This window comes from Leclercia sp. W17, assembly GCF_003336325.1.
Taxonomy (GTDB): domain Bacteria; phylum Pseudomonadota; class Gammaproteobacteria; order Enterobacterales; family Enterobacteriaceae; genus Enterobacter.
Genome location: NZ_CP031101.1, coordinates 2931279 through 2954655 on the forward strand (window position 1 = coordinate 2931279; position 23377 = coordinate 2954655).

At 54.4% G+C, this 23377-nt stretch carries 27 protein-coding genes and 1 pseudogene; all 28 read right to left on the reverse strand.

Annotated elements, in window-relative coordinates:
• Positions 1 to 69 precede the first annotated feature (69 nt).
• Positions 70 to 738 (reverse strand): hypothetical protein, encoded by a 669-nt coding sequence (locus tag DVA44_RS14495; RefSeq protein WP_114387353.1) that lies wholly within the window; start codon positions 736 to 738, stop codon positions 70 to 72.
• Positions 738 to 1040, reverse strand: a complete 303-nt coding sequence (locus tag DVA44_RS14500) for a hypothetical protein (RefSeq protein ID WP_114387354.1) — start codon at positions 1038 to 1040, stop codon at positions 738 to 740. Before DVA44_RS14500 ends, DVA44_RS14495 begins: the two co-directional genes overlap by 1 nt.
• A complete protein-coding gene (locus DVA44_RS14505) occupies positions 1040 to 4444 on the reverse strand; it encodes a host specificity protein J (RefSeq protein WP_114387355.1) in 3405 nt (1134 codons plus the stop codon). Before DVA44_RS14505 ends, DVA44_RS14500 begins: the two co-directional genes overlap by 1 nt.
• 53 nt (positions 4445 to 4497) lie before the next feature.
• The gene (locus tag DVA44_RS14510) at positions 4498 to 5124 is read right to left on the reverse strand and encodes a tail assembly protein (RefSeq protein WP_114387356.1); all 627 of its coding nucleotides are present in this window, start codon (positions 5122 to 5124) and stop codon (positions 4498 to 4500) included.
• Positions 5102 to 5848: a C40 family peptidase gene (locus DVA44_RS14515; protein ID WP_114387357.1), complete on the reverse strand. Its 747-nt coding sequence runs from the start codon at positions 5846 to 5848 to the stop codon at positions 5102 to 5104. Before DVA44_RS14515 ends, DVA44_RS14510 begins: the two co-directional genes overlap by 23 nt.
• A gap of 2 nt (positions 5849 to 5850) precedes the next feature.
• Positions 5851 to 6588, reverse strand: coding sequence for a phage minor tail protein L (locus DVA44_RS14520; RefSeq protein WP_114387358.1), 738 nt, complete (start codon positions 6586 to 6588; stop codon positions 5851 to 5853).
• Between the two features lie 57 nt (positions 6589 to 6645).
• Positions 6646 to 6984: a phage tail protein gene (locus tag DVA44_RS14525; RefSeq protein ID WP_114387359.1), complete on the reverse strand. Its 339-nt coding sequence runs from the start codon at positions 6982 to 6984 to the stop codon at positions 6646 to 6648.
• Positions 6985 to 6986: 2 nt separating this feature from the next.
• Positions 6987 to 9482 (reverse strand): phage tail tape measure protein, encoded by a 2496-nt coding sequence (locus DVA44_RS14530; RefSeq protein WP_114387360.1) that lies wholly within the window; start codon positions 9480 to 9482, stop codon positions 6987 to 6989.
• A pseudogene (locus DVA44_RS14535) lies at positions 9466 to 9792 on the reverse strand (phage tail assembly protein T); the annotation flags it as partial. The gene DVA44_RS14530 and the pseudogene DVA44_RS14535, both read right to left, overlap by 17 nt.
• Positions 9789 to 10202, reverse strand: coding sequence for a phage tail assembly chaperone G (gene gpG / locus DVA44_RS14540; protein ID WP_114387362.1), 414 nt, complete (start codon positions 10200 to 10202; stop codon positions 9789 to 9791). The gene gpG and the pseudogene DVA44_RS14535, both read right to left, overlap by 4 nt.
• Before the next feature lie 35 nt (positions 10203 to 10237).
• A complete protein-coding gene (locus DVA44_RS14545; protein ID WP_114387363.1) occupies positions 10238 to 10975 on the reverse strand; it encodes a phage tail protein in 738 nt (245 codons plus the stop codon).
• A gap of 7 nt (positions 10976 to 10982) precedes the next feature.
• Positions 10983 to 11381, reverse strand: a complete 399-nt coding sequence (locus DVA44_RS14550; RefSeq protein WP_114387364.1) for a phage minor tail U family protein — start codon at positions 11379 to 11381, stop codon at positions 10983 to 10985.
• The gene (locus DVA44_RS14555) at positions 11378 to 11932 is read right to left on the reverse strand and encodes a phage tail protein (protein WP_114387365.1); all 555 of its coding nucleotides are present in this window, start codon (positions 11930 to 11932) and stop codon (positions 11378 to 11380) included. The genes DVA44_RS14550 and DVA44_RS14555 overlap by 4 nt, the downstream gene beginning before the upstream one ends.
• 9 nt (positions 11933 to 11941) lie before the next feature.
• Positions 11942 to 12295: a head-tail joining protein gene (locus DVA44_RS14560; RefSeq protein ID WP_114387366.1), complete on the reverse strand. Its 354-nt coding sequence runs from the start codon at positions 12293 to 12295 to the stop codon at positions 11942 to 11944.
• Positions 12296 to 12305: 10 nt separating this feature from the next.
• Positions 12306 to 12713, reverse strand: a complete 408-nt coding sequence (gene gpFI, locus DVA44_RS14565) for a DNA-packaging protein FI (protein WP_114387367.1) — start codon at positions 12711 to 12713, stop codon at positions 12306 to 12308.
• A gap of 45 nt (positions 12714 to 12758) precedes the next feature.
• Positions 12759 to 13784 (reverse strand): major capsid protein, encoded by a 1026-nt coding sequence (locus DVA44_RS14570; protein ID WP_114387368.1) that lies wholly within the window; start codon positions 13782 to 13784, stop codon positions 12759 to 12761.
• Positions 13785 to 13839: 55 nt separating this feature from the next.
• Positions 13840 to 14172 (reverse strand): head decoration protein, encoded by a 333-nt coding sequence (locus DVA44_RS14575; protein WP_114387369.1) that lies wholly within the window; start codon positions 14170 to 14172, stop codon positions 13840 to 13842.
• Between the two features lie 9 nt (positions 14173 to 14181).
• A complete protein-coding gene (locus tag DVA44_RS14580) occupies positions 14182 to 15507 on the reverse strand; it encodes a S49 family peptidase (protein WP_114387370.1) in 1326 nt (441 codons plus the stop codon).
• Entirely contained in the window at positions 15488 to 17080 is a 1593-nt protein-coding gene (locus tag DVA44_RS14585) for a phage portal protein (protein ID WP_114387371.1), read from the reverse strand. Before DVA44_RS14585 ends, DVA44_RS14580 begins: the two co-directional genes overlap by 20 nt.
• Positions 17077 to 17283: a phage head-tail joining protein gene (locus DVA44_RS14590; RefSeq protein WP_114387372.1), complete on the reverse strand. Its 207-nt coding sequence runs from the start codon at positions 17281 to 17283 to the stop codon at positions 17077 to 17079. Before DVA44_RS14590 ends, DVA44_RS14585 begins: the two co-directional genes overlap by 4 nt.
• A complete protein-coding gene (locus DVA44_RS14595; RefSeq protein ID WP_114387373.1) occupies positions 17283 to 19205 on the reverse strand; it encodes a phage terminase large subunit family protein in 1923 nt (640 codons plus the stop codon). The genes DVA44_RS14590 and DVA44_RS14595 overlap by 1 nt, the downstream gene beginning before the upstream one ends.
• Positions 19180 to 19725, reverse strand: coding sequence for a terminase small subunit (locus tag DVA44_RS14600; protein WP_114387374.1), 546 nt, complete (start codon positions 19723 to 19725; stop codon positions 19180 to 19182). Before DVA44_RS14600 ends, DVA44_RS14595 begins: the two co-directional genes overlap by 26 nt.
• A gap of 3 nt (positions 19726 to 19728) precedes the next feature.
• On the reverse strand, positions 19729 to 19980 hold the full coding sequence (locus tag DVA44_RS25720; RefSeq protein ID WP_168194489.1) for a hypothetical protein: 252 nt from the start codon (positions 19978 to 19980) through the stop codon (positions 19729 to 19731).
• 53 nt (positions 19981 to 20033) lie between these two features.
• A complete protein-coding gene (locus tag DVA44_RS14610) occupies positions 20034 to 20207 on the reverse strand; it encodes a GnsA/GnsB family addiction module toxin (RefSeq protein WP_114388429.1) in 174 nt (57 codons plus the stop codon).
• A gap of 438 nt (positions 20208 to 20645) precedes the next feature.
• On the reverse strand, positions 20646 to 20873 hold the full coding sequence (locus DVA44_RS14615) for a hypothetical protein (protein WP_103179207.1): 228 nt from the start codon (positions 20871 to 20873) through the stop codon (positions 20646 to 20648).
• A 1099-nt stretch (positions 20874 to 21972) separates the two neighbouring features.
• Complete coding sequence (locus DVA44_RS14620) at positions 21973 to 22431, reverse strand: lysis protein (protein ID WP_114387375.1); 459 nt, start codon at positions 22429 to 22431, stop codon at positions 21973 to 21975.
• Complete coding sequence (locus DVA44_RS14625; protein ID WP_168194519.1) at positions 22421 to 22918, reverse strand: lysozyme; 498 nt, start codon at positions 22916 to 22918, stop codon at positions 22421 to 22423. Before DVA44_RS14625 ends, DVA44_RS14620 begins: the two co-directional genes overlap by 11 nt.
• 6 nt (positions 22919 to 22924) lie before the next feature.
• Positions 22925 to 23155, reverse strand: coding sequence for a class II holin family protein (locus DVA44_RS14630; RefSeq protein WP_168194490.1), 231 nt, complete (start codon positions 23153 to 23155; stop codon positions 22925 to 22927).
• Positions 23156 to 23377 lie beyond the last annotated feature (222 nt).

Below are 23377 nucleotides of genomic sequence, written 5' to 3' on the forward strand. Positions count from 1 at the left end.
CATAAAAAAACCCAGCCTGAGCTGAGTTGTGGAATTCTGTTAAATTGCGGGAGAGGGTTACTGTTTGGCTTAATCGTATGCTGCGGTGTTAATGGCGGTAATAGCGACTCCGGTATTAGTCCCACCGGCAGGGCTACCCTGGCCAATCTGGCTACCCTGAGCGTTAATTCTGGTAGTGGACCCGTTGAATAATGCACCTGCATAGGCCGTCACGTTAATAATGACCGGCTGGCCCTGCACCATCACCTGATACAGCGAAGATCCAAGAAATGTAGGGACGATTGCATATGACCCAGACAATGTCTGGTCGATATTAATGCCCCCGCCATTCCCCGGCGTTCCGATAGTCACCAGATCGCTTAAAACACGGCTTTCATTCGTGAGCACAAGCTTTCCGTTTTCGTCCCATATCGCCATACCCCATGCAGGTAAATTCTGCGGAAATATAGCGAAAACGTAGGCTGTCAGGGTGTGGCTGCATCCGTTTGGGCTGCTCGAACCGACCCTGATCACATTGCCCACACGCGTTGCCCCTACCGTTGCCGCGTTAGACGTTTTGCAGAAAACAATGGCCGGATAGCTCGCGTCGATGGGAATATCCACGCTGGCCCCCTGATAATTCCCGCCAGTATTTGCGGAATTTACTGTGACCTTTTGATAAAGGCAGAACGGTGTTGAATTAGGAGTGATAAAGGGATTGCCGTTCTCAAGCGTAATTAGCGCACCATAACCGGCCATTATGCTTTCTCCATGAAAACGATGAGTTCGCATTCAGAAGCCGGATAGTTACCAACCCCGACACTACTGGCTGCGCTGAGAGTAATAGTATTGCCGCTCGCAACGATCCGGCGGCCAACCGTAACCGCCCCTTTATCAAGTGAAATCGCAAACCCGACCTTCATACCCGCAGGGATGGTGAACGACCAGCTGCCGGAAGTTTGCCCCTCGCCCAGTGGAATACGTCCGACAACGGAAACCGGCTTGATGCCGTAGTTATTAGGGACGCCACTAGCGCTCCAGGTCTGTATACCAAATGCCATCAGAACACCCCGTCGATATAACCGATCTGGACACGCAAAACGCCATTTGCGTCCCTTACTGAAATTTTCTGGTTTGTCTGCCGCATCGATCCTTGCCCTGCCACCGAACCGTTGTTTTCAAAAGTGCCCCCCTTATCCAGTCGCCAGCCAACCGAGCCAGGGACGTAGTTGTTTGACTGGATATAGCCCGCAATCATGGCGCTTGTGATTGTTCCCTCCTGGATGAACGCGCTGTTCAGAAAGACCTGGCCCCCGACGATAGCGAACGGCGAGTACATATTTGCGGTTCCGTTGCCGGACAGCATCACGAACTCGTTGGCATTGATCGCAACACGGGTGGAAATGGCATTACCGTTTGCAATGACTGCAACGCTTATCCCGGCGTCATAGTAATTGCCGTTATATTTCACTCCAGCCTTGAGGGTATAAATTGCATTGGCACTGGCTGCATCAGCATAAGCTGTCATCTTTTGGTTGATGGCTGACTGCTGATCCGAAAACTTAGCCGTCACCTGCTGCTGGTATTGCGCAAAAGCCTGGTCTGCGCTTGCCTGAGCCTGCTGAATGGTGGTGATGCTGCTGTTCATGCCCCTGAAGTCAGCCGCCACAGTGAGCTGATATTCAGCAAAAGCTTTATCAGCCGTTGCCTGTGCAGTTTTGACCTCATAAATCTCTGCTTCATTATCGGCGAACTTAACAGCAACCAGCTCCTGGAACTGCGCAAACGCCTGGTTAGCATCAGCAATCAGGATCTGCGCATTTGAGATTTCCGCATACGCCGCTCCGAACTGCTGGAAGGTGATTTTCGCCCCCTGAATGCCAGTCAGGGTGTTCTGCAGGATGCCTGCGATGTTGAAGTCGATTTGCTCCGTTAATGCTTTGCCATCCTCTGCGCTCAGCACTTCGTCTTTAATGGCGTCCAGATAATCGCTGGCCTGATCGCTCGACATGCCGCGCACCCAGTCTGTCCAGTCTGATTGGTTACCGATCCGATCAACAAGGCGCGCACGGTACCACTGACTGACGCCCGCCCGCATTGGCCCATGCTGGTAATGTGTGGCCGGGTACGGTACCAGCGCCAGTAACAGGGGGTTAGCCTTGTCATCCGTTGTGGATCTTTGTATTTCCGTATAGGCCGTATCGCCTGAACCATCGGGGAATGACCAGGTAAGATCGATATTCCATATCACATTGTTAGATGCGAGCAAATTCTCTGGCGTACCGGGGCGGCCCGCTTTTCCGGTGAGATGGGTAGTATCGGCATAGCCCCAGGGCGAAGAGCTTTCCTGGGCGTTCAGGGCCCGTACGCGCACATCATAACCTCCGGAATAAATTCCCTGCACAGAGAAACCCTGTGCGCTACTCACCGGAACGTTTATCCAGTCGCCATTATCCTTGCGCCACTGCGCCTGGTACCGGATAGCACCATCCACCCTGTCCCAGGAAGCATTCATGGTGGCAACGGTAAGCCCCTGCTCGATGTGGTCTGTTTCGGTGAGGATGATGTTTTTCGGTGCCGACAGAACGCTTACCGGCGTGACGGTGACTGGCGCCGGGGTAATGCGCACACCGTCATCGATATATCGGTATTTATTCGGGTCATGCTGAACCGCGGTGATTGTGAAACCACCGTTGCTGTCGTCGTTCGCCCGGATGGATGTCACACGAAAATACTGGATAGCCAGGTTGTCGCTGTCGATGGCCCACACTGCGCCGGACTCAGGCGGCAGCCTGAAGGGAGTGGTGACCGTAACAGTATGTTTGTCTGCGCTGATGGACGCGATTGTCCGCGTCTGCGCCTTGCCGTCCGGCAGGTTGACCACCAGGCGGTCGCCGGCGGCGTAGTCAGCAGGACGATCAAACGTTACGTTACGCCCGCTGACTGCCCGGATACGCCCGCCGTTCTGTTTGCCGGCACGGAATGGATCTGCGATACCGATAATTTCCGCAGGCAGCGGAATATAACCGTCCAGCCCCACCCCAAATGACACCGTTCCGTCGCGCGCGTTAGACAGCAGTGCCCAGCGGCCCCGGCGGTGCGCCTCACTCTGGGATGTGCAGCCAATCGCCGTCATCGACATCTGGTTGACCTTGTACCGCTTCACCAGGTCGGAATCGTAGACACTCTCAACGGTGTCGCTGTAATGGTTCTGCGGATCAGACCAGGACACCAGAGCAGACGAGTAGCGGTTTTTGTAGCTGCCGCCGCCGTAGGTAAACAACCCGTCGATCACGTTAGAGGCATGGTAAGTAAAATCCACTTCATCCTGCGGCACATCCGCGCGCACGTAAATCTGGTCGTTGCCCCAGAAGGTAATCCCCCGGAATATCGCTGCCAGATCGCTGAGAACGGTGTAGGCGTCCTGCTGGCTCTGGATGTAGACGTTGCAGGTGAAGCGCGGCTCTGTACCACCCGCCCCGTTCGACACCTTCTGATCGCAGTACTGCGCAATGGCGTACAACTCCCACTTATCGATCATTCCTGCATCGATGCGGGTGCCCATGCCGTAAATCTCATCCAGCACCAGATCGTAAAATACCCAGGCCGGGTTGTTGGTGTAGGCCATTTTGAAGCCACCCGACCAGGTGCCGCTGTAGGTGCGCGTAACAGGATCGTAGGAGTCCGGCACGCGTACCAGTTTCCCCTTCGGCCTGCAGGTCACCTTTGGCGCCCCACTGGTAAACTGGCTGGCATCGACCTCGATATACAGCAGCGCCGTATTGGGATAGCGTAACTTGCTGTCGATCACCTCAGCAAACGAGAACACCTTGAAGGCGTTTATCAGTTTTGAGTTACCCACGGAATCAGGCGTGATGCGACGCACCCGCACAGCCCAGCCGGTAGTGGCCGCCGGCAGGTCTATGCGAATATCGCGCTGGTATTCCGTGGTTGTCTTTCCGTCGAATTTGCCGTTAACCACCGTCTGCCAGGCAGCACCATCAGTCGAGAGGTCAACGGCGTACTCCGTGACCGTCCCGACCATATCGTTGTTGTCTTTATAGGTGTACTGTACGGGCAGGCTCAGCTTAATACGCACGGCATCCAGCATCAGGTTAGAGAACTGGCGTGTCCAGGGCGCGGTGGTGGTCACTGTCACGTTGGCCGACATTTCGTTGTCGACTTCCGGCAATCCCTGAATGTAATCCTGATCCTGGGTGCCCGGGCGAAAATCCCATTTCACGCTGGTGAAGTTGTAGCTTCCGTCGGCGTTCGCCAGCGGGGTGTCGTTAAGGAAGATGTTCTGTGCCGTCAGCTCGCCCTGGATTTCACCTTCAGCGATCGCCAGCAGCATTTTTAATTTTGCTGTCGACAGCAGGTCATCCGGATCTTCAACAGGGGTATGCTGTTTAGCGCCACCGCCTTTACGTCCCTGAATAAGGGTTTCATCTTCGAGAAGTCGCATATTTCACCCATAAAAAAAGCCACCCGGAGGTGGCCTGTAGCTGACAATAAAATTTACTGCTGGTCGCTGGAGAAGATCCCCGCGCTGATGACTGCCCCGCCGATCTCGCGCTCACCAAAAAGCACAGGGACCGGATAACCCACAGCCACGGTGTTCACCGGCGCGCCAAAGGCGTAGTTGGGTTTGTTGTCCGTGCTGGATGAGGCGCCTACATTGTATTTTGGCTGGGGTGTCAGCATCTGCACTACGCCGCCAAGCGACATAGAAAGACCGATCCCGGCAAGGGCCGTAGACGAGGCAGTTACTGCTGCAGCGCTGATTCCGTTTGCAGCAGCCCACGCAGAAAAAGAAGCACCCGCGGTAAAATACGCGGCCACGAGAGCGACCGCCCCGATAACGATCTGCAGTACGCCGCCGCGCTTTGCGCCTTCGGTAATAGCTGAAATTCGGTACACCGTACCGCCGCGGGTCATGTCGAACTCATCGAGGCCGATGTTGTTTTTGCCATTGAAGAAGGCAAAGCGGATCCCCTGCATATGTCCTTCTGACAGGTAGCGTTTAAAGCCGGGAACCTGGCTGCACATGGCGCGCAGCATCTCGCGCAGATCCTCAACGTGAAATTGGTGTTCGCGCCCGAATTTTTTCGCCATACGGCCTTCAAGAATGAGTGTCTTCAGCATTCATCAGCTCCCTGTGTCGGACCACACGAACGGTGCGGTCGCGGTAATATTTGCCGTACGGCACCCGGGCAGAGAGGCTGCCGAAATTATGGTGCAGCATGATGTTTTCCTGGTGCTCGTGATGACCGAGGTAAACAGCCGCGTGATTGGTTACCTGCGCCTGTATGCGCATCATGATCATATCGCCGGGACGCATATCAGCGGGGTCCACCTGGACAAAGCCTTCTGCCTCCCAGTTATCGTCGTAGCGATTTTCGCCCTGCTCCCACCACTCGTACGGTACCGAGTAATCACCCAGGTTAATGCCGTGCTCACGCTTAAACCACTCACGGATCAGCGACCAGCAGTCAGCAAAGCCCAGCACCCAGCGCCGCCCGGCGTAGTCCCGGTCCTCACGGGGTGCCAGCGTGCAAAAATCACCGTCCGGCCAGCTCATGATGCCCCATTCCACCCCGGACCAGTCGCACTGCACCCTGTCCATTTCGGACGGCACAAGCTGCACCACATCAGGATGCGAGTGGATAATCATAATGATTTCTCCCTGCTCCGATGCTGCCAGCTTATCCTCCGGAGAGATCGTGAAGGCCTCAGTGGGCGTTGCTGAAATATTCCGGCACGGAATGTACTGCTGCGCCCGTCCGGCCTGTACCACCACGCCGCAGGCCTCGTTCGGATATTCCGCGGCGACGTGGGCGCGGATCGCATCCATCAGTTTTTTTCGCATGGTTATTTCCCCTGAAGGTTTGCCGCCGGGAAGCCGCCAAACGGCAGCGGGTTACCCGTCCCGAACCGCGCTTCGCAGTCCTGCATCTGGCCGCCGCACATATCCAGCGCCGGCTTATCCGTGGGGGTGCCATCCTTGAGAAAATAGCGGTTCCCGTTGTAGTCGCACCCGGTGCCGGTGCGGTACCAGCCGCGCGTGCACCAGGTGCAGACCGGCGTGATCTGCCGGGTGGGCAGCTGCAGGTTCTGGATGTCAAAGGGTGAGCACAGTTCAAAGTCGACCTGCACCCGTGTTTCAGCGGTTTTGGCATTGACGTAAAAAAGCTGCACGCGCTCGTCCGCCGGGCTGGCGTTCGGGTTGCCGGCTGTCCAGTTGGCCGCGTCCAGGTATTTCGCCAGCGTGGTGTGGATCTTCACCTTCGCCCTCGCCAGGTCGTCGTACTCGAGACACAGCGCAGTCACATAGTTGCCGACGTTCGACACGGAAAGCGTGGGTGTGGGCTGCGCACCGGTGCTGGACAGCTCCAGGCCTTTCAGCTCGTAAGGGTAAGGGTCGTACTGCTGACCCTGCCAGATAATGGCAGGCAGGTTGTCAGCCGCGAATGCAGACCAGCCTGCAGAAGCAATATTGTGGGCATGGAAGCGCAAAATGGTATCCATGCCAAATTCGGTGCCGTCTATTTCAATCAGTTGGACTAACTGGCCCGGTTCCAGCTGCTGAACATCCTGCGTGAAACTCATATTCACCCCATAAAAAAACCGCCCGGAGGCGGTAAGTCATTCTGGATTTGAAGATAATCAGGGAGCAAAGGACTGCTCGAACGTGAACGCTACTGTCGCTTTTTTTCCGGAGGGGAACGAAACACTGAAGGAATCAGCCCTCATCCGATAGAGCTTCTTCTCCCCCCAGGGGTTCGTCCACCAGAACGATTTTGTAATGTGCGACATAAGGAACGCACGCAGCACTGCGGCCTCGCTTCGTGTGCCCGTCCAGTCAAGTTCCCAGACTTCGGACTTGTCATTGATCCCCATCCCGGCGATCTGTTTATACCCGTCGCCAAACTGGGACTGAAGCGTACGGGCGCTTTCCGTTCCCCGGGCAGTTTTACGGGTGCGCCAGCTGAATGTGTCTGTCACTGCTACCTCCTTGGGTAAAGTACACCACCCGGCCCCATCTCCTTCTTAAGCCGGTCAGTGATGGTCTGCTGAACAATGCCCTGAAGCTGCCGCGCCGTTCCGATGGTGTCTGCCTGGCTGGACTCGCCACCACCCTGCTGACTGACACTGACCGGTGCATAAACGCTGATCCCCCCTGTGGCCGCAGCGGGCATTCTGCCGCCACCGACCAGCCCGCCGGACGCGTAACCGCGCATCATGCTGTACAGATTCCCCACCCCGATCCGGCTGGTCGCCTCTTTAGTAAAAACGAACTCCCCGCGGTGCACCACCCCGGCAGGTTCATATTTACCGCCCGATCCGGTATAGCCGCCCCCGGCAAATCCAATAGCCGAACTGACAGCGCCCACGATCCCTACTCCCGCCTGTTTAAGGGCGATTTGCGACAGCATCGAAAGCGTTGAGCGGGTGAAGTCACCCCATTTTGCTTTACCGGTGGTCAGCATGTCGGCAAGGTTTTGCGTCATTCCGTCAAAGGTGCTGGCCGCGACATTTTTCATCTGGCCGTACGCGTCACCCGCAGAATCGGCGTAATCAGCCCAGGCGGATTTCCCACCGGACAGCCAGTCACCGCGCATTTTATCCTGTTCCTGATAATATCCCTGTAGCGCCTGCAGCTCTTTCTGGTAGCCCTGATCTTTTTCAGACCCGCCGCCATTTTTCCAGCCCTGTAGTAACTGAGCCTCTTCATTGCGCCGCTGTGCCGCACGACTGCTCATCCCCGCGCTTTCCGCCAGCGCCCGGGTTTTCTCACCCATCTGGGTAACGTATTTTTGCGATGTGTCCTGCAGACGGTTGAGGCGCTCCTGCGTGACGATCTGGTCACCCAGTTTTGCATTGATCTCTGCCTGCGCGAGCACCTTATCCTTGCTGGCGAGCAGGGACTTTTCATCTTCGGTCAGCGCCCGGGTTCTGGCAGCCTGTTCAAGGACCGTAAATCTGGCCTGCGCTTTCCATAATTGCTGGCGCTGCTGGCTAATCGTGTCATTGATATCACTGTGCTGACGCAATACCTCAAGCTGCGTCTGCAGCTCCAGTGTCTGCGCACTGGTGCTGTCGGTGAGTTTTGCGCCCCCAGGCGTCCTGCCTTTCGTCGGTTTTTTCAGGGAGTCCTCGTACTCCTTTTTGGCCGCCGCCATGTTGATGTTGTAATCCGCCTGCAGGATCCGGCCATCTTTCAGCGCCTTATTCAGCTCATTCTGTCGTGAGGTGTATTTCTCCAGCGCTGACTGCGTTTTAACGTAATTAGACTGCGCCTGTGCAGCATATTTCTGACGATCAGATTCCGCTACCGCTTCGCGGGAGGCATTCGCCTCATTCGCTTTGGAAATCCCCGCCTGCTGTTGCGCCATGTCCAGCGCCAGCCTGGCCGTTTCGCGGTCATTCCAGAACCGCGCACGTGCTTCATCATTTACATAACGGTCATCCTTTCGCAGGTTCCAGATTTCATCGGCATTTTTGAAAGCGGCTTCTGCTTTTGCCACCATTTCCTGCGCGGTATCGGGCCGACCGACATCAAGCGCCGCATCCCACATCGACTTGAAAGCGCGTTTCAGCGTATCGGCAGCAGTTTCAATCGACCCCATATTGTCGCGGATGGATTTGGTCTGATCGTTGAATCCGGCGGTGGCCGCGTCGTTTGCCGCCTTAAGTGCCCCGGCTTCATCACCGGCACGCTGCAGCTGGGCAACATGTGCTATCTGCTCGGCGGTGACGTTGTGAAATTGCCGGGCCATTGCAATGAGCCCGGATGTCGGGTCAGTTGTCAGCTTGCCATACGCAGCAGCAACCTTATCGACTGGTACACCCGATGCTTCGGTGAAGCGGGCAACGGCCTGGCTCATGTCGTCAAAATGGGCACCGGCACGCACGCCAGCGTTGATCAGCTCCGTCAGTGCCTTGCTCGTCTGATTAAACGTAAGACCGGCGGACTGACCGCTTCGCGCCAGCGTGAGCATCCGATCGGCAGTCAGCCCCGAAGCGTTACCGGAGAGCACCAGTGTTTTGTTGAAATCAGAGAGTGTGGACGACCCGGCATACCAGGTATACAACAGCGCCCCCGTCGCTGAAGAGAGCGCCCCAATACCAAGCATAACCGGCGAAATAGATCCCAACAGTGCACGAAAGGTTGGAATAACCCCACCAAAGGAGTCTTTAACCTGTCCGCCCTGCTGGAGAAGGATCAGCCACGGGCTCTGGCCGCCCGCCAGCTGCGTGGCGATATCGGTGAACTGCGCCGGGAGCATGCGCATCGCCGCGTTATACTGACCGACAGAGATGCCTGCCTTGCGGGCAGCGCTCTCCTGACGGCTGAATGACTGCTGGATCCGCAAAGCAGAATCGTTCGCCGCGTCTCCCGTTTGCCTGAATTCTTTTTTGACGTAGTTGATCTGCTCGTTAAATTTCGTCGAGTTGACGTCAAGATTAACGACCAGATCACCGACTGCCGTCTGGGCCATAGCGTATACCTCCAGAAATACCTTCCGCCTTCGCCATCAGCGCATCGTCGTCCGGCTCTGCTACAGCAACGGGTTCAGATACAGGTGAAAGAATGCTGAAACTGTCCGGGGATAATTCCGGGTCGGCAAAAAACAGGGTTGAAATGGTGTAGAGCAGGCCGGAGAAATGGGCGTCCAGCTGCGCATCATGAAAGAAATTATCCTGGTAGAAGATTTTCCAGTCGCCATACTCCGTAGAGGACATGCCAGCAAGCATGGCGCGCCAGTCAGGGCGACTGAACTCACGCGCCAGTTTCAGGACGAACGTCAGCTCACTGGCGAGGGCTTTTCCGCCGTAACAGGCTCTGCAGGTTCGCTGATGCCAACCTGCGGATCCTCCAGCTGCGGTTCAATCATGCCGGAGAGGAGTTTCACCTTAAAATCCGCTTCAGCAATAAGCTCCGTCGGCCAGGTCTGCAGGACTTCATCCTGAATTTTCGCCACTTCCGCCGGTGCGCCCTCAGGAAGCGTACCTTTCAGCGCATGACCATGCCAGAGCGACAACGCCACCAGGTAAGCACCATTTTTCACGGTGAGGGTGATAGCGGTCTGGAAATCACCTTCTTCAACTGCTTCCAGCTCTTTCAGGTATTCGAGGTGTTCAATGCGCTGCAGCGCGGACAGCTGGTACAGCGTCACGCTGCTGCCGTTATGCTCGAGCAGTTCAGTTTTAAGAAACATATTCACTCCGGAGTACGGGGCTCACGCCCCGGGATTCAGGAAACGGTCACCTTGCAGATTGCCGCAAAGTTACCGCTATTGGTCATGACAATAATTTCAACGGTGCCCGCCGCCACGCCGGTGACGGTCAGCGTTGAACCATTGACCGTCACTGTTGCTTTCGCCGGATCAGACGTCGCGACGCGGAAGGAAGCATCTGAAGCGCTGGCTGGCAGGACCGTCACTGCCAGTTGCGTGGTCGCACCGACAGCAACCGCTGCAGTGGATTTATCCAGGCTGATACCCGTCACGCCAATTACCGCAGTACCGCTGTCTTCTGCCAGTGAGGGTTTGCCGTTATTGGTGATCTTTGCCTTTCGGGTCATCACTTCTTTAGCCGAAACGGTCTTCCCAAGGCTGCTCACCCAGCCTTTAAAGACATCGACGGCGCCATTCGGGTACTTGATTTTGTATCCTTTAACTGTGCCGTCATCGAACCAGTTCACCAGGTCTTGCTGACCGCTTTCACCCGGCAGCCATGCCAGAGTAAAACTCGTGTCGCCTGCCGATTTCTGACCCTGCATGGATGAAGCCCAGTCGGCGTTGTCGTCATCGATATAGGTGTCGTCCTCTGACTCGGCGGTGAGTTCGCCTGGCTGCAGATCCTTGATCTTTGCCAGACGCAGCCAGTTAACATCCGAAAGGGGACTGGCGTAGGGATCGCCGCTTCCGGTGTAAATCCAGAGGGTGGTGCCGGCCCCTTTCGTCGGTGCCAGCGGGTTAGGTGTGGTCATAACGTCCTCACATTTCGTAGGTGATGGAATATTTCAGATCGGCTGAACTCCAGAGTCCGATATCATCATCGCGCTGGTAGTCATAGCCCTGCTGCACCATGTTGGTGATAAGGGATGCAAGCCCCGGGATCTCCGACAGAACCGGGTAAACACGCGCTTCCATCCATTCATCAAGCTCCGAATCAGGCACTTGGGCAGGAAGAAAGACTTCAACATGAAGAGTGGCCTGCCAGACATCGGCATCCAGTTCTTCCCCGGTGTACTCCGCGTCGGTGAGATAAACGGCGACGGCCGGGAAATCTCCCTCTTCGAGCACTGCTGGCCTGCCGTCAAAATAAATGGCGTCAGTACCAATCGCGCTTTCCAGCGCGTCAAGAATCAACTGTCGGATATCACTGTGTTTCATTTTGTCAGAATCAACCTGAGTTGGTTTGTAAGGGATGCCCGGAACTCTTTGGGCATATCCGAGTCCATGAGCTTCGGCAGCTCAGCTTTAAATGCCGTGGTAAAAGGGGCTGCCAGAGGAATGCTGACCACTTCGATCGGATAACGGGGCTTTGCTGTTCGCCTCATGACGTGCCAGCGACCATTTTTAAGCTGCTGAATGAATCCGCCCGGGAAACGGAACGGTCCAATGCGCAGCACGCTGTTGGCCCCTTTCTTATCCCGTTTTCTGCGGGAAAGGCGCACGCTGGCGGTACCGAGTTTTATGGCCGGTAAATTGCCACGGTTTACACGGACAAGCGCGCGGGGTTTATTAACCGTCGCACGTCTCAGCCTGGCGCGTTGCTTTACCAGTTTTCGCGGTACGCGAGTATCTTTCGACACGACTGCCACGCTTCGGCTGACGGCCCGGTTTGCCACGCGGTTAACGGCCTGTGCCGACGCACGCGGGACAGCCGTTTTGCTGATGCTGTTGAGATTCTCTATCGCCTGCTCAAGGCCTTTAATGGACATGCAGCCTCCTTAACGACGGCGGGTAGCGGCGGGCGGGCTCCCGTTACCCAGCCAGATATGGCATGATCCACAATCGTCAGGGCCAATTCGCTCAACCCAGAAAGCCCGCCCGTTAATCATCAGGGTGTCCATGCGTTCCAGCTGCTGAACAGTGGCGGTTTCCACAAACAGGGTCGGACTGGTACCTTCAACCCGAATCCCCACACTGGCATAACCAATATTCTCTGGATCATCGAAAACGCCCATCAGGGTGACACCTGACAAAGCGCCTGACATCACCTTTGCCTCTGCGCCCATCACACTGCGGATAGCGCCATCCGCTCGCGACATGGCCTCGTCAAAGAGATTATCGAAATCAGCCATTCGGTCCCCTTCAGACTTCTCTGGCCAGTCCCTTTGCGATCAGCTCTTCTGCATCCTGTTCGGATACGCGAATGATCACGCCGGGCTCAACGATGGAGACCGGTTCGTTACGCGTGGCATGCAGCGCGTCAATATGCAGGGTTGCCAGCGTTTCTACTGTTACTCGGTCATCGGTTGTGGTCGCTTTCGTTTTTTCTTTCGCCGCGTCAGCAATATCACCGTCGGTGCTGCCGGCGCTGCCGGAAGCATTCTCCTCTCCATTTTCACCGTCAACCGAACCGGCATCTCCATCCAGCTCCTCTTCAAGCTCAGCAATACGCATCGACAGCTCCTGGATGGTGCCGCTAGTATTCACGTCACGGCCCAGCATTTTGCCCAGCTCTTTCAGCCGGGCGATGAGTGTCTCTTTTTCAGTCATGGAAGCTACTCCGAAAAATGGCCCCGAAGGGCCACCGGGTGGAAATTACGCGAGTTTGACGGACACAAACTCGTCCGCGTCTGCCAGCAGCATCAGCGGCGCGGACTGGATCATGGTGAATTCACGGGCCGGGTCACCGGTCTGCACCCAGTTTTTTGGATAGCGTGCAGAGGCGTTAATGCCCTCGCGCTGCGCGTCTACATCCTGGATACAGCCATAGGTCCGCAGACCGCGCGCCTGTGTGTTACCCAGTACCATGGTGTTATCCGGCAGATAATTCTTCTGCACACCCCCTTCAACGTACTGACCGGCATACACGACGATTGCCACATCGCCGTACATACCCTTGTAGGAAACCGCCTGACCGAGATCCTTGAGTGCGGTTTCCAGCTCGGAGTTAGAGCCACGGCGGGTATCCAGCTTGTCTTTGACGGCCTTAAAGGAGCGGAACAGTGACCAGCCCTTTGGATCGAACACGATGATGTTGACCACGCCACTGGCATTCACTGCATACGTCTCGATGTCATCGGTCGGATCATAGGTTTCTTTGTCCCGGCTGGACCACGCCGCAGTACCCGCCTGAACAATGTTGTTTCTGGCGCTGCGCTGCATATCCACCTCCACCGGCTCGAATGCCTCTCCGGTCATGGTATATTTACCGCTGAGCACGGCGGATACGGCCTGCATTTCTTCTACCTGCGCAATCGCCAGTTCTTCATCTTTCATGTTCTGCAGAATGATGCGGCGGCGGCGATAGGCAGGATCAGCCAGGTTCTGTGGGTCTTCATCCGGCAGGCGTCGCAGAGTCATCTGCGGGTTTACTTCGTGCTTGGGTTTGACATATCCAGGCGTAAATTCTGAGGTTGTGCCACCGCGGGAGCGGATGACCTTGCCGGAAATAACAGGCGAGACATAGAGTGCCATATTCACCAGGCCCGGGATTTGCGACAGGTACACTTTCTCAGTACTGAAGGGATAGCTTTCGCGGAAGAAGATGCGAAGGAAAAGCGGATCGAACTTAAATTTCTTCTCGTTGACCGCCAGCAGCTGGGCAGTAGTATAAATCGACATAGATTTTTCCCGTAAAAAAAGCCGCATATGCGGCTTTTATGAAAGTTGAGGGTGATTAAACGATGCTGATCGCAGTACCGGCGAACGCGTTACGCTTGATATTTTCGTCGGTAACGGCAGATGGCCACAGCACATCTTCGAAGCGGAATGAACCGGATTTATAAAATGCCAGTTCTGCACTGTTCTGGTCAGCAGTAACCGCCAGAATGCCGGTTGCTGCACCTGCATGCTCGCCGTCCCAGACGGTTAGCTTGCCGGATGTAGCATCGAGCATGAGAGGGGTCATTGCCGGGGTGGATGCTGTCAGTTCACCAGGTGCATATGCAGTATGTGCCGGGTCACTGTTGCCGAGCGGCTGTAGATGGGTAAAAACTTCAGTCGTTGCCATAAGAGCCTCTTAAACGGGGGTGTTTAACAAATCTTCACCTGCTTCAGCAGATGCATTACCTGTCGATAACGCACCAGGTGCTGTTTCCATCAGACGATCCAGTGCCGTATCGGAACGCGCCTGGGCACTTTGCGGTGCAGCGGCCAGAATGCGCTGTGCGCTTTCGACCGTCATACCCGGCGTTTCGGCCAGTGCACGCGCCTGTGACTCACGTCCTTTCGCCTCTTCGCAGTTCAGGATCCCCATAATTCGGCCATTTTCGGCATTCACCGCTGCGGCGATCTGGGCACTGACCTCTGCCGGTGAAGCAACAACTGCAGCAGCGGTTTCGACAGTATTTGTCTGTTCTGCTGACGCGGTTGCCTGAATTGCATCCGCAGCTGATGCGGTGGTTACTTTTTCCATATTTCCTCCAGGGGAGTTTGTTTTTCTTTTGTTAAGTGACTCGCGCATTACGTTCAGCGCGTCAGTGTTATTGACCAGTTCTTCAGCCAGACCGGCATCCACCGATTCCTGGCCGGAAAATACAGCCGCTTCGGTATCCAGCACGGACTGAACGGACATGCCGGTATAAGCAGCAACCTTTTCGGCAAACATCCGGCGCGTGGCGTCGATTCGCGTCTGAAAATCATCGCGAATGTCTTTCGGTAGTTTTTCGTAGGGATTGCCATCAACCTTGTGATCGCCGCTGTAAATCAGGGTCACCTCGACGCCCTGCGTTTTCAGGGCAGCGCCGTAGTTGCTGTGCGCCATCATCACGCCGATTGAGCCCGTACGCGCGGTCTGGGTGACCAGACGGCGGGAAGCGGCGCTGGCGATAAGCTGCCCGGCGCTGCAGTTCATATCGTTTGCCAGCGCCCAGATAGGCTTGATATCGCGCATCCGCACAATAATGTCGGCGCAGTCGAATGCACCGGACACCATCCCGCCAGGCGTATCCATATCGAGGAGAATGCCGTCGACACCGGGATCGCTCATGGCCTGCTGCAGGCGGGCAATGATCCCGTTGTATCCCGTCATGCCGGAGTAAGGCTGCAGCGACCGGGTTTTACTGACCAGCGTCCCGGAAACGGGCAGCACCGCGATGCCGTTCGTTATCTGGTAACTACGCGACGGCCGGGGCCCCATCTCCTCATCATCACCAAAGAGCGCCAGCGGTTCGGCAATCTGCTCAGCACCCAGCGTTGCGCCCGACACCGTGTCCGTCAGACGGGTGATCCCCAGCTGGCCTGCCAGCGCGCAAAAGAAAACCCGCGCGTAGGCGGGTTCAAGCATCAGCGGCTCATTAAAGGCCATGCTGGCAATATGCGGGAGATTACGCAGTTCTGGCGTCATCTTTATCCTCCTCGTTTGATTTTTTCAGCCCAGATTCAAAAGCGGCTGCCGCCCAGGCCGGGGGTTTAAGGCCCGCGCTTCGGCGCTCCATAGTTTCACGTACCTGCTGAGAAAATATTTCCTGATAGTCATCTCCGCGTTTGGCGCACTCCTTCTCATAGGTGCTGAGACCGGCCTCGATCAGCATTACAGCCTCCTGCACCTCCTTCAGGCCATCAATAGCCATGCGCCCCGAACCGATCCAGTTTGCGTTACCCCATGAAGTTCTCGCTTCCTGGAAGCTGAACCTGGCTTTGGATGGGAGCGTGATAACACGGCGCGCAATCGCCTCTTCCAGCCAGCAAACAAACATCTGACAGGCCTGCCGGGCTGCGACGAACTTGCGTCGCCCCATAAAGAACGCCCAGGATTCATTGGCGCTGGCGCGTGCGGTGGAGTAACTCATCTGGGAATAGTTACGCGAGAGCTGCTCGTATGACACCCCCAGCCCGGCGGCGATATAGCGCAGCAGTGACTGCTCAAAGGTTGAAAAACCGTTATCCGTATCCTGCGCTGACTGCAGATTCAGTGAATCACCAGGCATCAGGTGCGGGACTTTGGCACCACCGAGCCGAACCGGCGCCGCGGTGTAATACGATGCCATCTCACCGAGCCAGCCTGTCATTTTGCTTTGCTGGTCTTTACTGTCAGAGCCGAGAATAAAGTCCATCGCAGTCTGTGTATCCAGTTCGCTTTCAATGGTGGCCGCATACATCGCTTTCACGATCGCACTCTGCAGCTGCGTGTTTTGCAGGGTGTCGAGCATCTTCATCTGCTCCATCACGCTGTAAAACACGTTAGCGCCGCGGGTTTGCCCGTCTTCAAGCGGCTCGAACACATGGATAAACGATGGTCTGCCCCCGGGCAGTTCGCGGGGAATATACGTCCATTTCTGCGCCATCCAGCCCGGGTAACCGTCCTCGCTTACGTAGTAGCCCAGCGCTGCACCAGCATCGTTTATGCTGACACCGGCACGGCAGTTTCGGGTGTCCCCCATGTTATTGGGATTGCTGACGCGCTTCGGGCTGACCATCTTGAATTGTGTGCGGAAGAGCCGCGTTGAATCACTGTCCCAGGTGGGCTGCACGCACAACTCACCGTTGAATGCATGCGTCGCGACCCCCTCACGGATCATCATCGTAAACGTTCGCTTGCGCTCGGCATCAATCCCGCAAAAGTCATCCTCGGCATACTCATACCAGGCGGCTTCCACCTCCCTGGCAAACGCGCGGCTCTCCTCTTCTTTAATGCCGAGATAACGCCAGCTCGGGCAGTAACTCAGTCTAAAAAATGACCCAACGATGTGATCCTGGTGAAGTTGCACGGCGTTTGCTGCGTAGCCGTTATTTCGTACAAGATCGTCAGCACGGGCATTTCCACGTGAGAAATTAGGCAGAAGCGCCGCATCAGCACTTTCGATGGGCGGATTCCAGGATCGCAACTGGCCGCCAAAGCCGCCGCCACCGCCGTGATACCCGGCATATTCGCGCAGGGATGTTTTACCGTCTGGTCCCACTAAAGCTGGTAATTTCATACGTAAAATCCTGCCGGTCCCCGGCGCCGTGAAGTGGGTCCAACCTGAGATTCAAGGTCAGCAATGTATTTTTTCAGCTCGCTCACTGAGGTAGCTATAAATTCCACCCTTCGACCATCTTTCTGTACCGTTGCCACCCGTTTACCCATCATGAGGTCATGTAATGCAGTGCGTGCTGCCTCCAGGTCAGCCTGTGTCGCCATTATTCTTCTCCGGATAATGCCCGGGCGTAATCCGCCAGGGTTTTGTGATTTTTACGCCCGCTGTCTTCCTCCAGCAGACTTGCCAGAAGAGAATCGAGATTAAGCTGCCATCGCGAAATGCTGATCCGCAGGGCTGCAAGTGCGTAGACAAAGCAGTCGAGCGCCTCATTTCGTCGCTTTTTGCTGTCCCAGACGATCTTTTTCTTACCGTCCACCCACTTTTCGACCTGCTCCTCAGCTGTCAGCTGCTGAGCTTCGGCTAAATCATAGATTTCAGGGTTATTCGGGAAATGCACTGCCCCGGCGAGGGGTTCACCGGCCTCTGGCACGAGGGTGAAACGGTTATAGATTTGCTCTTTTGCCGTATCGGTCCCCACTTCAGTAAGATAAACACCGTTTTTGTTGCGTTTACGCGGCATGCTGGCAACGGGTTTACCGTAGACAGATGCCCCCTTGATGGGTATCAGGCGGAACAGGCCATGCTTTTTCGAGCGGTTGTAAACAATGGTCGGGTCGATACCCCCGATATCCCAGCAGATACGTGAAACCGACATTTCCACGCCATTTTCCCGAGTGTATGTCCGGTTGATGACCTCATCCATCCTGAGAAGAGTGGCTTCATCGTCATGACGGCCCATGATGATCTGCCTGTCGATAAGCCAGCTTTCTTCGCCGGGCCCCCAGCCCCAGACCCGCATTTCATAACGGTCAAGCTGGGAGTCGATACCGGCTGTCAGGTAGGCCACCCGCTCCGGAACCGCGGCACCAAAGTGCTCCTTACGTTCGGCCATTACGTCAGCATCGGGACGGTCGCCAATTTTCGGCTCCCATGTCTCACCAAGCGTGGTGTTCACGAAAGTCTTACGCTTGCCGGTATCCCCTTTGGTTTTGATCCAGTCTTTGACGATTTGCACCCACGTCGTGAAGGGGCTGTAGGCGGTCCAGATATGGAAGGTGACGCTGTCAGGTGGGTCAATCTCGGTACCGGATGATGAAAACCAGCACAGACCGTCCCGCGTCCAGATCCCCGTCTCCCCACAAATGTAACGGGCCTGCGCAAAATTGAGTTCCTGCTGCTTAATCACGCAGGCGTTATGCTCGCAAAGATAGAACACGCTGGCAGGCTCACCCGGCACCCACTTGAAGCCGAACGGCGTCTCTTTATCGCCGAATTTCAGATACTGCTCTTCCCCGCAATGCGGGCAGGGAACGTGGAACCGCAAAAAATGCTGCGACTCTTTCGCGGCACGCTCAATCTGGCAGGTACCCCTGACTTTTGGCGTGGATCCGCGGATGGACTTGGGCCAGACCGAGCCCTCAATACGCTTATCACCCAGAAACGTCGGGGAGCCCTCTTTCTCGATATCTTCATCAAAGGCGGCCAGTTCGTCATAGCCCGCCACATCGACGGATTTCTCGCGATAGTTTTTTGCGGCCTTTCCCCCCAGACACCAGAATCCACGCCCGTTTGAAAAACGCTTCATACTGAGGGTATTGTCCCGGTGTTTTTTGCCATACCAGGGGGCCAGCGCCAGCAAGGTGGGAATATCACGGATTGTCGGCTCGACATGCGACTTCATAAAGTTTTCGGCATCGCCGTCAGTCGGCAACCAGATAAGGGAGTTTCGCTGCTTATGCTGGATGAAATACGCATAAACCCCGAGCAGCATCTTTGAATAGCCAACACGGGCAGATTTCACGACATTCACTTCACGGATATAGTCGTTGCCCATGGCATTCATGATCGCACGCTGGAAGGGTAAAGTTTCCCAGCGTCCCTCCTGATAAGCAGACTCTTTCGGGAGGTAATAGTTATCGTCTGCCCACTCAACTGCTGTCTGCGGCTCGGGCCGGAAGAACGAACGGAGCCCCGCACTCACAGAGTGCTGCAACCCCTTAGCCTGACTGTTCGATATATTCACTCAGCAACCCCGGTATCATTTCATCCAGCGCAGCTGCTTTGTTCATGGCCTTAATGACGTCCTTCTTGAGGAAATCAATATGTCGGTTTTCCAGTTCCGGGAAGCGCCGCTGAACCGACAGAGGCACTCCATCGAGAATACTGGCAATTTCTCCGGCTATCCGCGACAGCACGAACGTGCAGAATGCGGTCTCCACCACCTCAGCGGACTCTTTGGCATTTTTAAGTTCCTGAGCGTCAGCCTGTGCTCGGGTAAGACGGTGTCTCTCATATTCAATGGTGCCAGGTTGAAGATCAGACTCGGAGGCAATGCGCAGATCCTCAACCTCTTTCCGAAGTTTTTCATTTTCAATGGCAGCATCCCGCGCGGAATACCATTCGATAACAGCAGCGGAATCATACATAACTTCGTTCCCTTTCCCGCCTCCTCGCGCTACCGGCATCCCCTGGTCCTGCCAGTTCTGGATGGTGCGAACACTGACCCCGAAAATCTCGGATAAGAGTTTTTTGTTAACCTCCATTGCTCACTCCTGGCATAAAACAGAGAAAGGAAACGACAGACGCCAAATCACCATTTCCTGGGCTTCACCATTTCCTTTCTTTTGAAGGGGTGTTTTCAGTAAAAACAGCGAGATAGCCAGAAGAAGAGCGGAAACGGCAAATACCTGAAAATTTTCATAAATAGCGAGAATCTGCGAGGTCGCCGCCCCGTAACAGGCCGATATGCCGGAAAGGACCCGCAAACGATAATGGATGTCAATTGCATTAATGCGCATGCGATGCGCAATAAAAAAGGCCGCTGTTGCGACCTTGTGTTTGGGAGGTGAGATTAAATTAGTTTAATTTTTACGTCATAACCTTCAAGGCCTGTCATCGTTTCGCGAGGAACAAATTGAATTTCAGTAATTTCTTTTCCGGTTTTTTTTCGTAGTTCTGAAATTTTTTTGGCTATCAGAGCGGCAATGTCTTCCTCAGCCTTTTGCGTCAGAGCTTCAATTTTCATTTTTACCTCTTCTGATTCATTTACAGTTTCCATTCTCCAGCAAGGTGGCAGTTTTTGATTAACAGTCCTTAACCATAACTGTATATAAATTATAGACCATCAATATTGCAGACGCTGTATGCACAAGGAAAATGCCTGTATAATCAATTATATAGCGACTTTTCCATGTTAGTTCTGCTCACGTTGAAGTCGATAAAAAGCCCCTGTATCACTACAAGGGCTTTGGGCATATGGTGCCGGGTGCCTCCCGGTGAGTCCTGGGTTAACCACCCGTGACTCGCTGCTTCAGTCTTTCATGATGAGCGCCCGTGAAGAAGAGCGTTCAGGTTACTTAGCCCCGCCGCTGAGGGGGATTCACCATAATTTTTAGAGTGCTGATTCTGATATCATCTCACTCATTCACAGACTGAAATAACTTTTGATGCCGCTTACGTACAGTCAAAGGTATTTATTCACTGCATTTATCACTTCTTCTTTAGTCAGCTCCCGATCGGAAGCAACACAAATCTCGACGTGATCACCTGTTAATGAATGTATTCCGGTAAGCATTATTTTTAACGATACTTCATCACCGTTTGGGTAATTCCGTATAATAGCTGTTACAGGTTTAAGCACATTTACGACTTCTACCTGTTGGGAGTTAAAGAAGACCAAAACCTTTTTCATCGATTTGCCTCAATCTCCGTGCGTCTGTTTTAAGGCAATTTTCGCTTTGTCTTCAAAAAAACGCTGACACTTAGAAAAAAACCATGTTACTGCATGACCTTTATTAGCACTGCTTATCTTCCAGACCATATTACTTTGGTGCCACCAAGCGAACTATCTTTCATATACAAGCAATACACCTTCCTCATAACCATCTCAGGAGAGGTGATTTGAGTCTATACATAAAAAAAAGTTAAGCATCCATTAAAAAGAAAAAGTGCTGGGATGTGCTGCCTGCTGGCATAATTTAACGCGACAAACCCAGAAAGGTAGCATGATAAACTGGAATCATGCATGAAGATCAGGTGAAGTCTTTATCGTTTTCATCATCAACTGTACTCTGTAATGGCAACCATACTCATGCTTTGGTCGCGCTCATGTCTGGAGATTTCATCGTTCTGTAGTCACCCATAGCCAGTTCGGGATTGGCGCGCTCTATAATTTTATCTCATCAATCCTTACCAGATATACAGCCGGTTCTGTAATCAGAGATTCAGGAGAAGGCCATTGCTTGCATTTGCCGCCATTCAGCTGCTTCGATCTGGCGCGTTAGTGCTTCACGCGGTTACCTTCAGGTGGATAAATCAATGCTATCATCCACTGCCGGGGGATACTTTCAAAGCAAGGCGTAAGCCAGAGGAATGGATAAAAATCACTTAAAGTTGTAAAAGAATTGCAATTTCTAACGAAAGTGTTATTGTCCCCGCGCTACGAAAGCTAGAAGCACATAAGAAGAAAAATAGTTTGACTCAAAGTTGCCCCACACCGGGGCTTTTTTTTGTTTTTAGAATCACATCCCGTCTCACAATCGCAACCCGTCAACGTTTTATCCTTCCTTCATTTAAACGAACATTCCCAATTGAATTGATGAGTGCAACCACTTACTTGTCAGTGAATAAAGCAGCTTCGCTTCAAAGACTGTTCCCATAATGATATTTCAGTGAAGTAACTATGGTAATAGGGTAACGATATGCATTTGCATACCCTTATAAGCAGGCCGAATTTCCTGCTCATAAGGGTTTTCTTTTGTTAGCTTCACATGGGGTATAGTTTCTAGCAGCTACTTCAGGCACTGCGTATTGATGTATTCCTGCAGCACCCTTAACGCTGACTGGTCTTGCTTAATCCCGGCTCGGATACCGAGAACGTTTCGTCCAGCAGCGTCAGAGAGTTCGATGGTGGCATCATGGCCCACGCCGGAGGTGCTGGCTTCGGTTGAGGCTGACACAGGACACTTGCCTTTGACGAGCACCCGGCCACCATTATCAAGCTTGCGCTGCAGAGCATCATTTTCAGCTTTTGCATCGGCTAATTCCTTTGTGTATTTCGCATCCAGAGCTGCAACGTCGCGCTGACGCTGCTGCATATTGATTATCATGTCTTTCGCAAGCTTCAGGCTTTGTTCGGCAGTCTCGGCGCGCTGACGCTCGTCTTGAGCTATGCCATAGAACCAGAACGCGAGGGCACCGGCTACCGTCATCACGGCAAACAGAATCAGAGGCTTCCATTCAAAGGTCATTGCTGCTCTCCGCCAGGCACATCGATCGCTCCATCTCTCGCCGGTTCTGGAGGCCTTTCCACTTCATGCCACCAGCGTAAACCCAGCGCCGCATCTCTTCGCACGCTCCGTCGTGATCGCCTTTGTTCAGCTTGCGCAGCAGCGTGGACTTCGAGAACGCATCAGACCCAACGTTGAAGACAAAGCTGTAAAGTGCAGCGCGCTGATATTCGCCCAGCGACACCTTCACCAGATTGTCCACCGTCCGCTTTGCTGGCTGTAGGTCTTTCCACAAGAGGTTGTCGCAATCGCGATCGGTGTATTTCTTCCCTCTCACGATATCCCGGCCCGTATGGCCGTCGCACACAGTCCACACCCCGGCGACGTCTTTATACGCTTCGTACTTCCGTCCTTCCACACCATCCTTCCCGCCGAGAAACAGCGAGGCGATCAGCATTGCACCGCCACCAGCAGCGGCGATGAGTTTGTTACGCAGGCTACTGGTCATTGGCATTTATTCATCTCCGACTTTGACTGTTGGGCCATACTTCTCAAGCGCCTTAACCTGCGCATTGGCGACCTTACGTTTGAAGTACCAGTTAATGAGCCCTGTAACGATTATTCCGGCAATACCAGCCAGTACGCCGATGGCGCTCCATTCGTCAGGGCTCAGTTTTGTGAGGACGCCGTTCAGGATGGTTCCTCCTGAGGTGCCGAGGGCGACTCCGGTGACAAGTTTGCTCATACGGGACATTTCTCTCACCTCGCTGGGATGCGGGTGTTGTTTGGGTAGGGTTCAGGCTTTCCGGATGAATTAACGATAAGACGAGTGATGGGGGTTCCGGGAGCCTGAGATAAAAAAAGGCCCGCATTTTCAGCGGGCCTAACTGAGTTTAAATCTAAGTAGGTAGGCATGTTCCCCAGCCACCATCCGTATTGCAACTGTGTCGAGCAGCATTACTGACCG

Excerpts from the sequence above, each read along its gene's own strand:
- DVA44_RS14495 (WP_114387353.1), bottom strand. The coding sequence starts at position 738 with ATGGCCGGTTATGGTGCGCTAATTACGCTTGAGAACGGCAATCCCTTT.
- DVA44_RS14500 (WP_114387354.1), bottom strand. The coding sequence starts at position 1,040 with ATGGCATTTGGTATACAGACCTGGAGCGCTAGTGGCGTCCCTAATAAC.
- DVA44_RS14505 (WP_114387355.1), bottom strand. The coding sequence starts at position 4,444 with ATGCGACTTCTCGAAGATGAAACCCTTATTCAGGGACGTAAAGGCGGT.
- DVA44_RS14510 (WP_114387356.1), bottom strand. The coding sequence starts at position 5,124 with ATGCTGAAGACACTCATTCTTGAAGGCCGTATGGCGAAAAAATTCGGG.
- DVA44_RS14515 (WP_114387357.1), bottom strand. The coding sequence starts at position 5,848 with ATGCGAAAAAAACTGATGGATGCGATCCGCGCCCACGTCGCCGCGGAA.
- DVA44_RS14520 (WP_114387358.1), bottom strand. The coding sequence starts at position 6,588 with ATGAGTTTCACGCAGGATGTTCAGCAGCTGGAACCGGGCCAGTTAGTC.
- DVA44_RS14530 (WP_114387360.1), bottom strand. The coding sequence starts at position 9,482 with ATGGCCCAGACGGCAGTCGGTGATCTGGTCGTTAATCTTGACGTCAAC.
- gpG (WP_114387362.1), bottom strand. The coding sequence starts at position 10,202 with ATGTTTCTTAAAACTGAACTGCTCGAGCATAACGGCAGCAGCGTGACG.
- DVA44_RS14545 (WP_114387363.1), bottom strand. The coding sequence starts at position 10,975 with ATGACCACACCTAACCCGCTGGCACCGACGAAAGGGGCCGGCACCACC.
- DVA44_RS14550 (WP_114387364.1), bottom strand. The coding sequence starts at position 11,381 with ATGAAACACAGTGATATCCGACAGTTGATTCTTGACGCGCTGGAAAGC.
- DVA44_RS14555 (WP_114387365.1), bottom strand. The coding sequence starts at position 11,932 with ATGTCCATTAAAGGCCTTGAGCAGGCGATAGAGAATCTCAACAGCATC.
- DVA44_RS14560 (WP_114387366.1), bottom strand. The coding sequence starts at position 12,295 with ATGGCTGATTTCGATAATCTCTTTGACGAGGCCATGTCGCGAGCGGAT.
- gpFI (WP_114387367.1), bottom strand. The coding sequence starts at position 12,713 with ATGACTGAAAAAGAGACACTCATCGCCCGGCTGAAAGAGCTGGGCAAA.
- DVA44_RS14570 (WP_114387368.1), bottom strand. The coding sequence starts at position 13,784 with ATGTCGATTTATACTACTGCCCAGCTGCTGGCGGTCAACGAGAAGAAA.
- DVA44_RS14575 (WP_114387369.1), bottom strand. The coding sequence starts at position 14,172 with ATGGCAACGACTGAAGTTTTTACCCATCTACAGCCGCTCGGCAACAGT.
- DVA44_RS14580 (WP_114387370.1), bottom strand. The coding sequence starts at position 15,507 with ATGACGCCAGAACTGCGTAATCTCCCGCATATTGCCAGCATGGCCTTT.
- DVA44_RS14585 (WP_114387371.1), bottom strand. The coding sequence starts at position 17,080 with ATGAAATTACCAGCTTTAGTGGGACCAGACGGTAAAACATCCCTGCGC.
- DVA44_RS14590 (WP_114387372.1), bottom strand. The coding sequence starts at position 17,283 with ATGGCGACACAGGCTGACCTGGAGGCAGCACGCACTGCATTACATGAC.
- DVA44_RS14600 (WP_114387374.1), bottom strand. The coding sequence starts at position 19,725 with ATGGAGGTTAACAAAAAACTCTTATCCGAGATTTTCGGGGTCAGTGTT.
- DVA44_RS25720 (WP_168194489.1), bottom strand. The coding sequence starts at position 19,980 with ATGCGCATTAATGCAATTGACATCCATTATCGTTTGCGGGTCCTTTCC.
- DVA44_RS14610 (WP_114388429.1), bottom strand. The coding sequence starts at position 20,207 with ATGAAAATTGAAGCTCTGACGCAAAAGGCTGAGGAAGACATTGCCGCT.
- DVA44_RS14615 (WP_103179207.1), bottom strand. The coding sequence starts at position 20,873 with ATGAAAAAGGTTTTGGTCTTCTTTAACTCCCAACAGGTAGAAGTCGTA.
- DVA44_RS14620 (WP_114387375.1), bottom strand. The coding sequence starts at position 22,431 with ATGACCTTTGAATGGAAGCCTCTGATTCTGTTTGCCGTGATGACGGTA.
- DVA44_RS14625 (WP_168194519.1), bottom strand. The coding sequence starts at position 22,918 with ATGACCAGTAGCCTGCGTAACAAACTCATCGCCGCTGCTGGTGGCGGT.
- DVA44_RS14630 (WP_168194490.1), bottom strand. The coding sequence starts at position 23,155 with ATGAGCAAACTTGTCACCGGAGTCGCCCTCGGCACCTCAGGAGGAACC.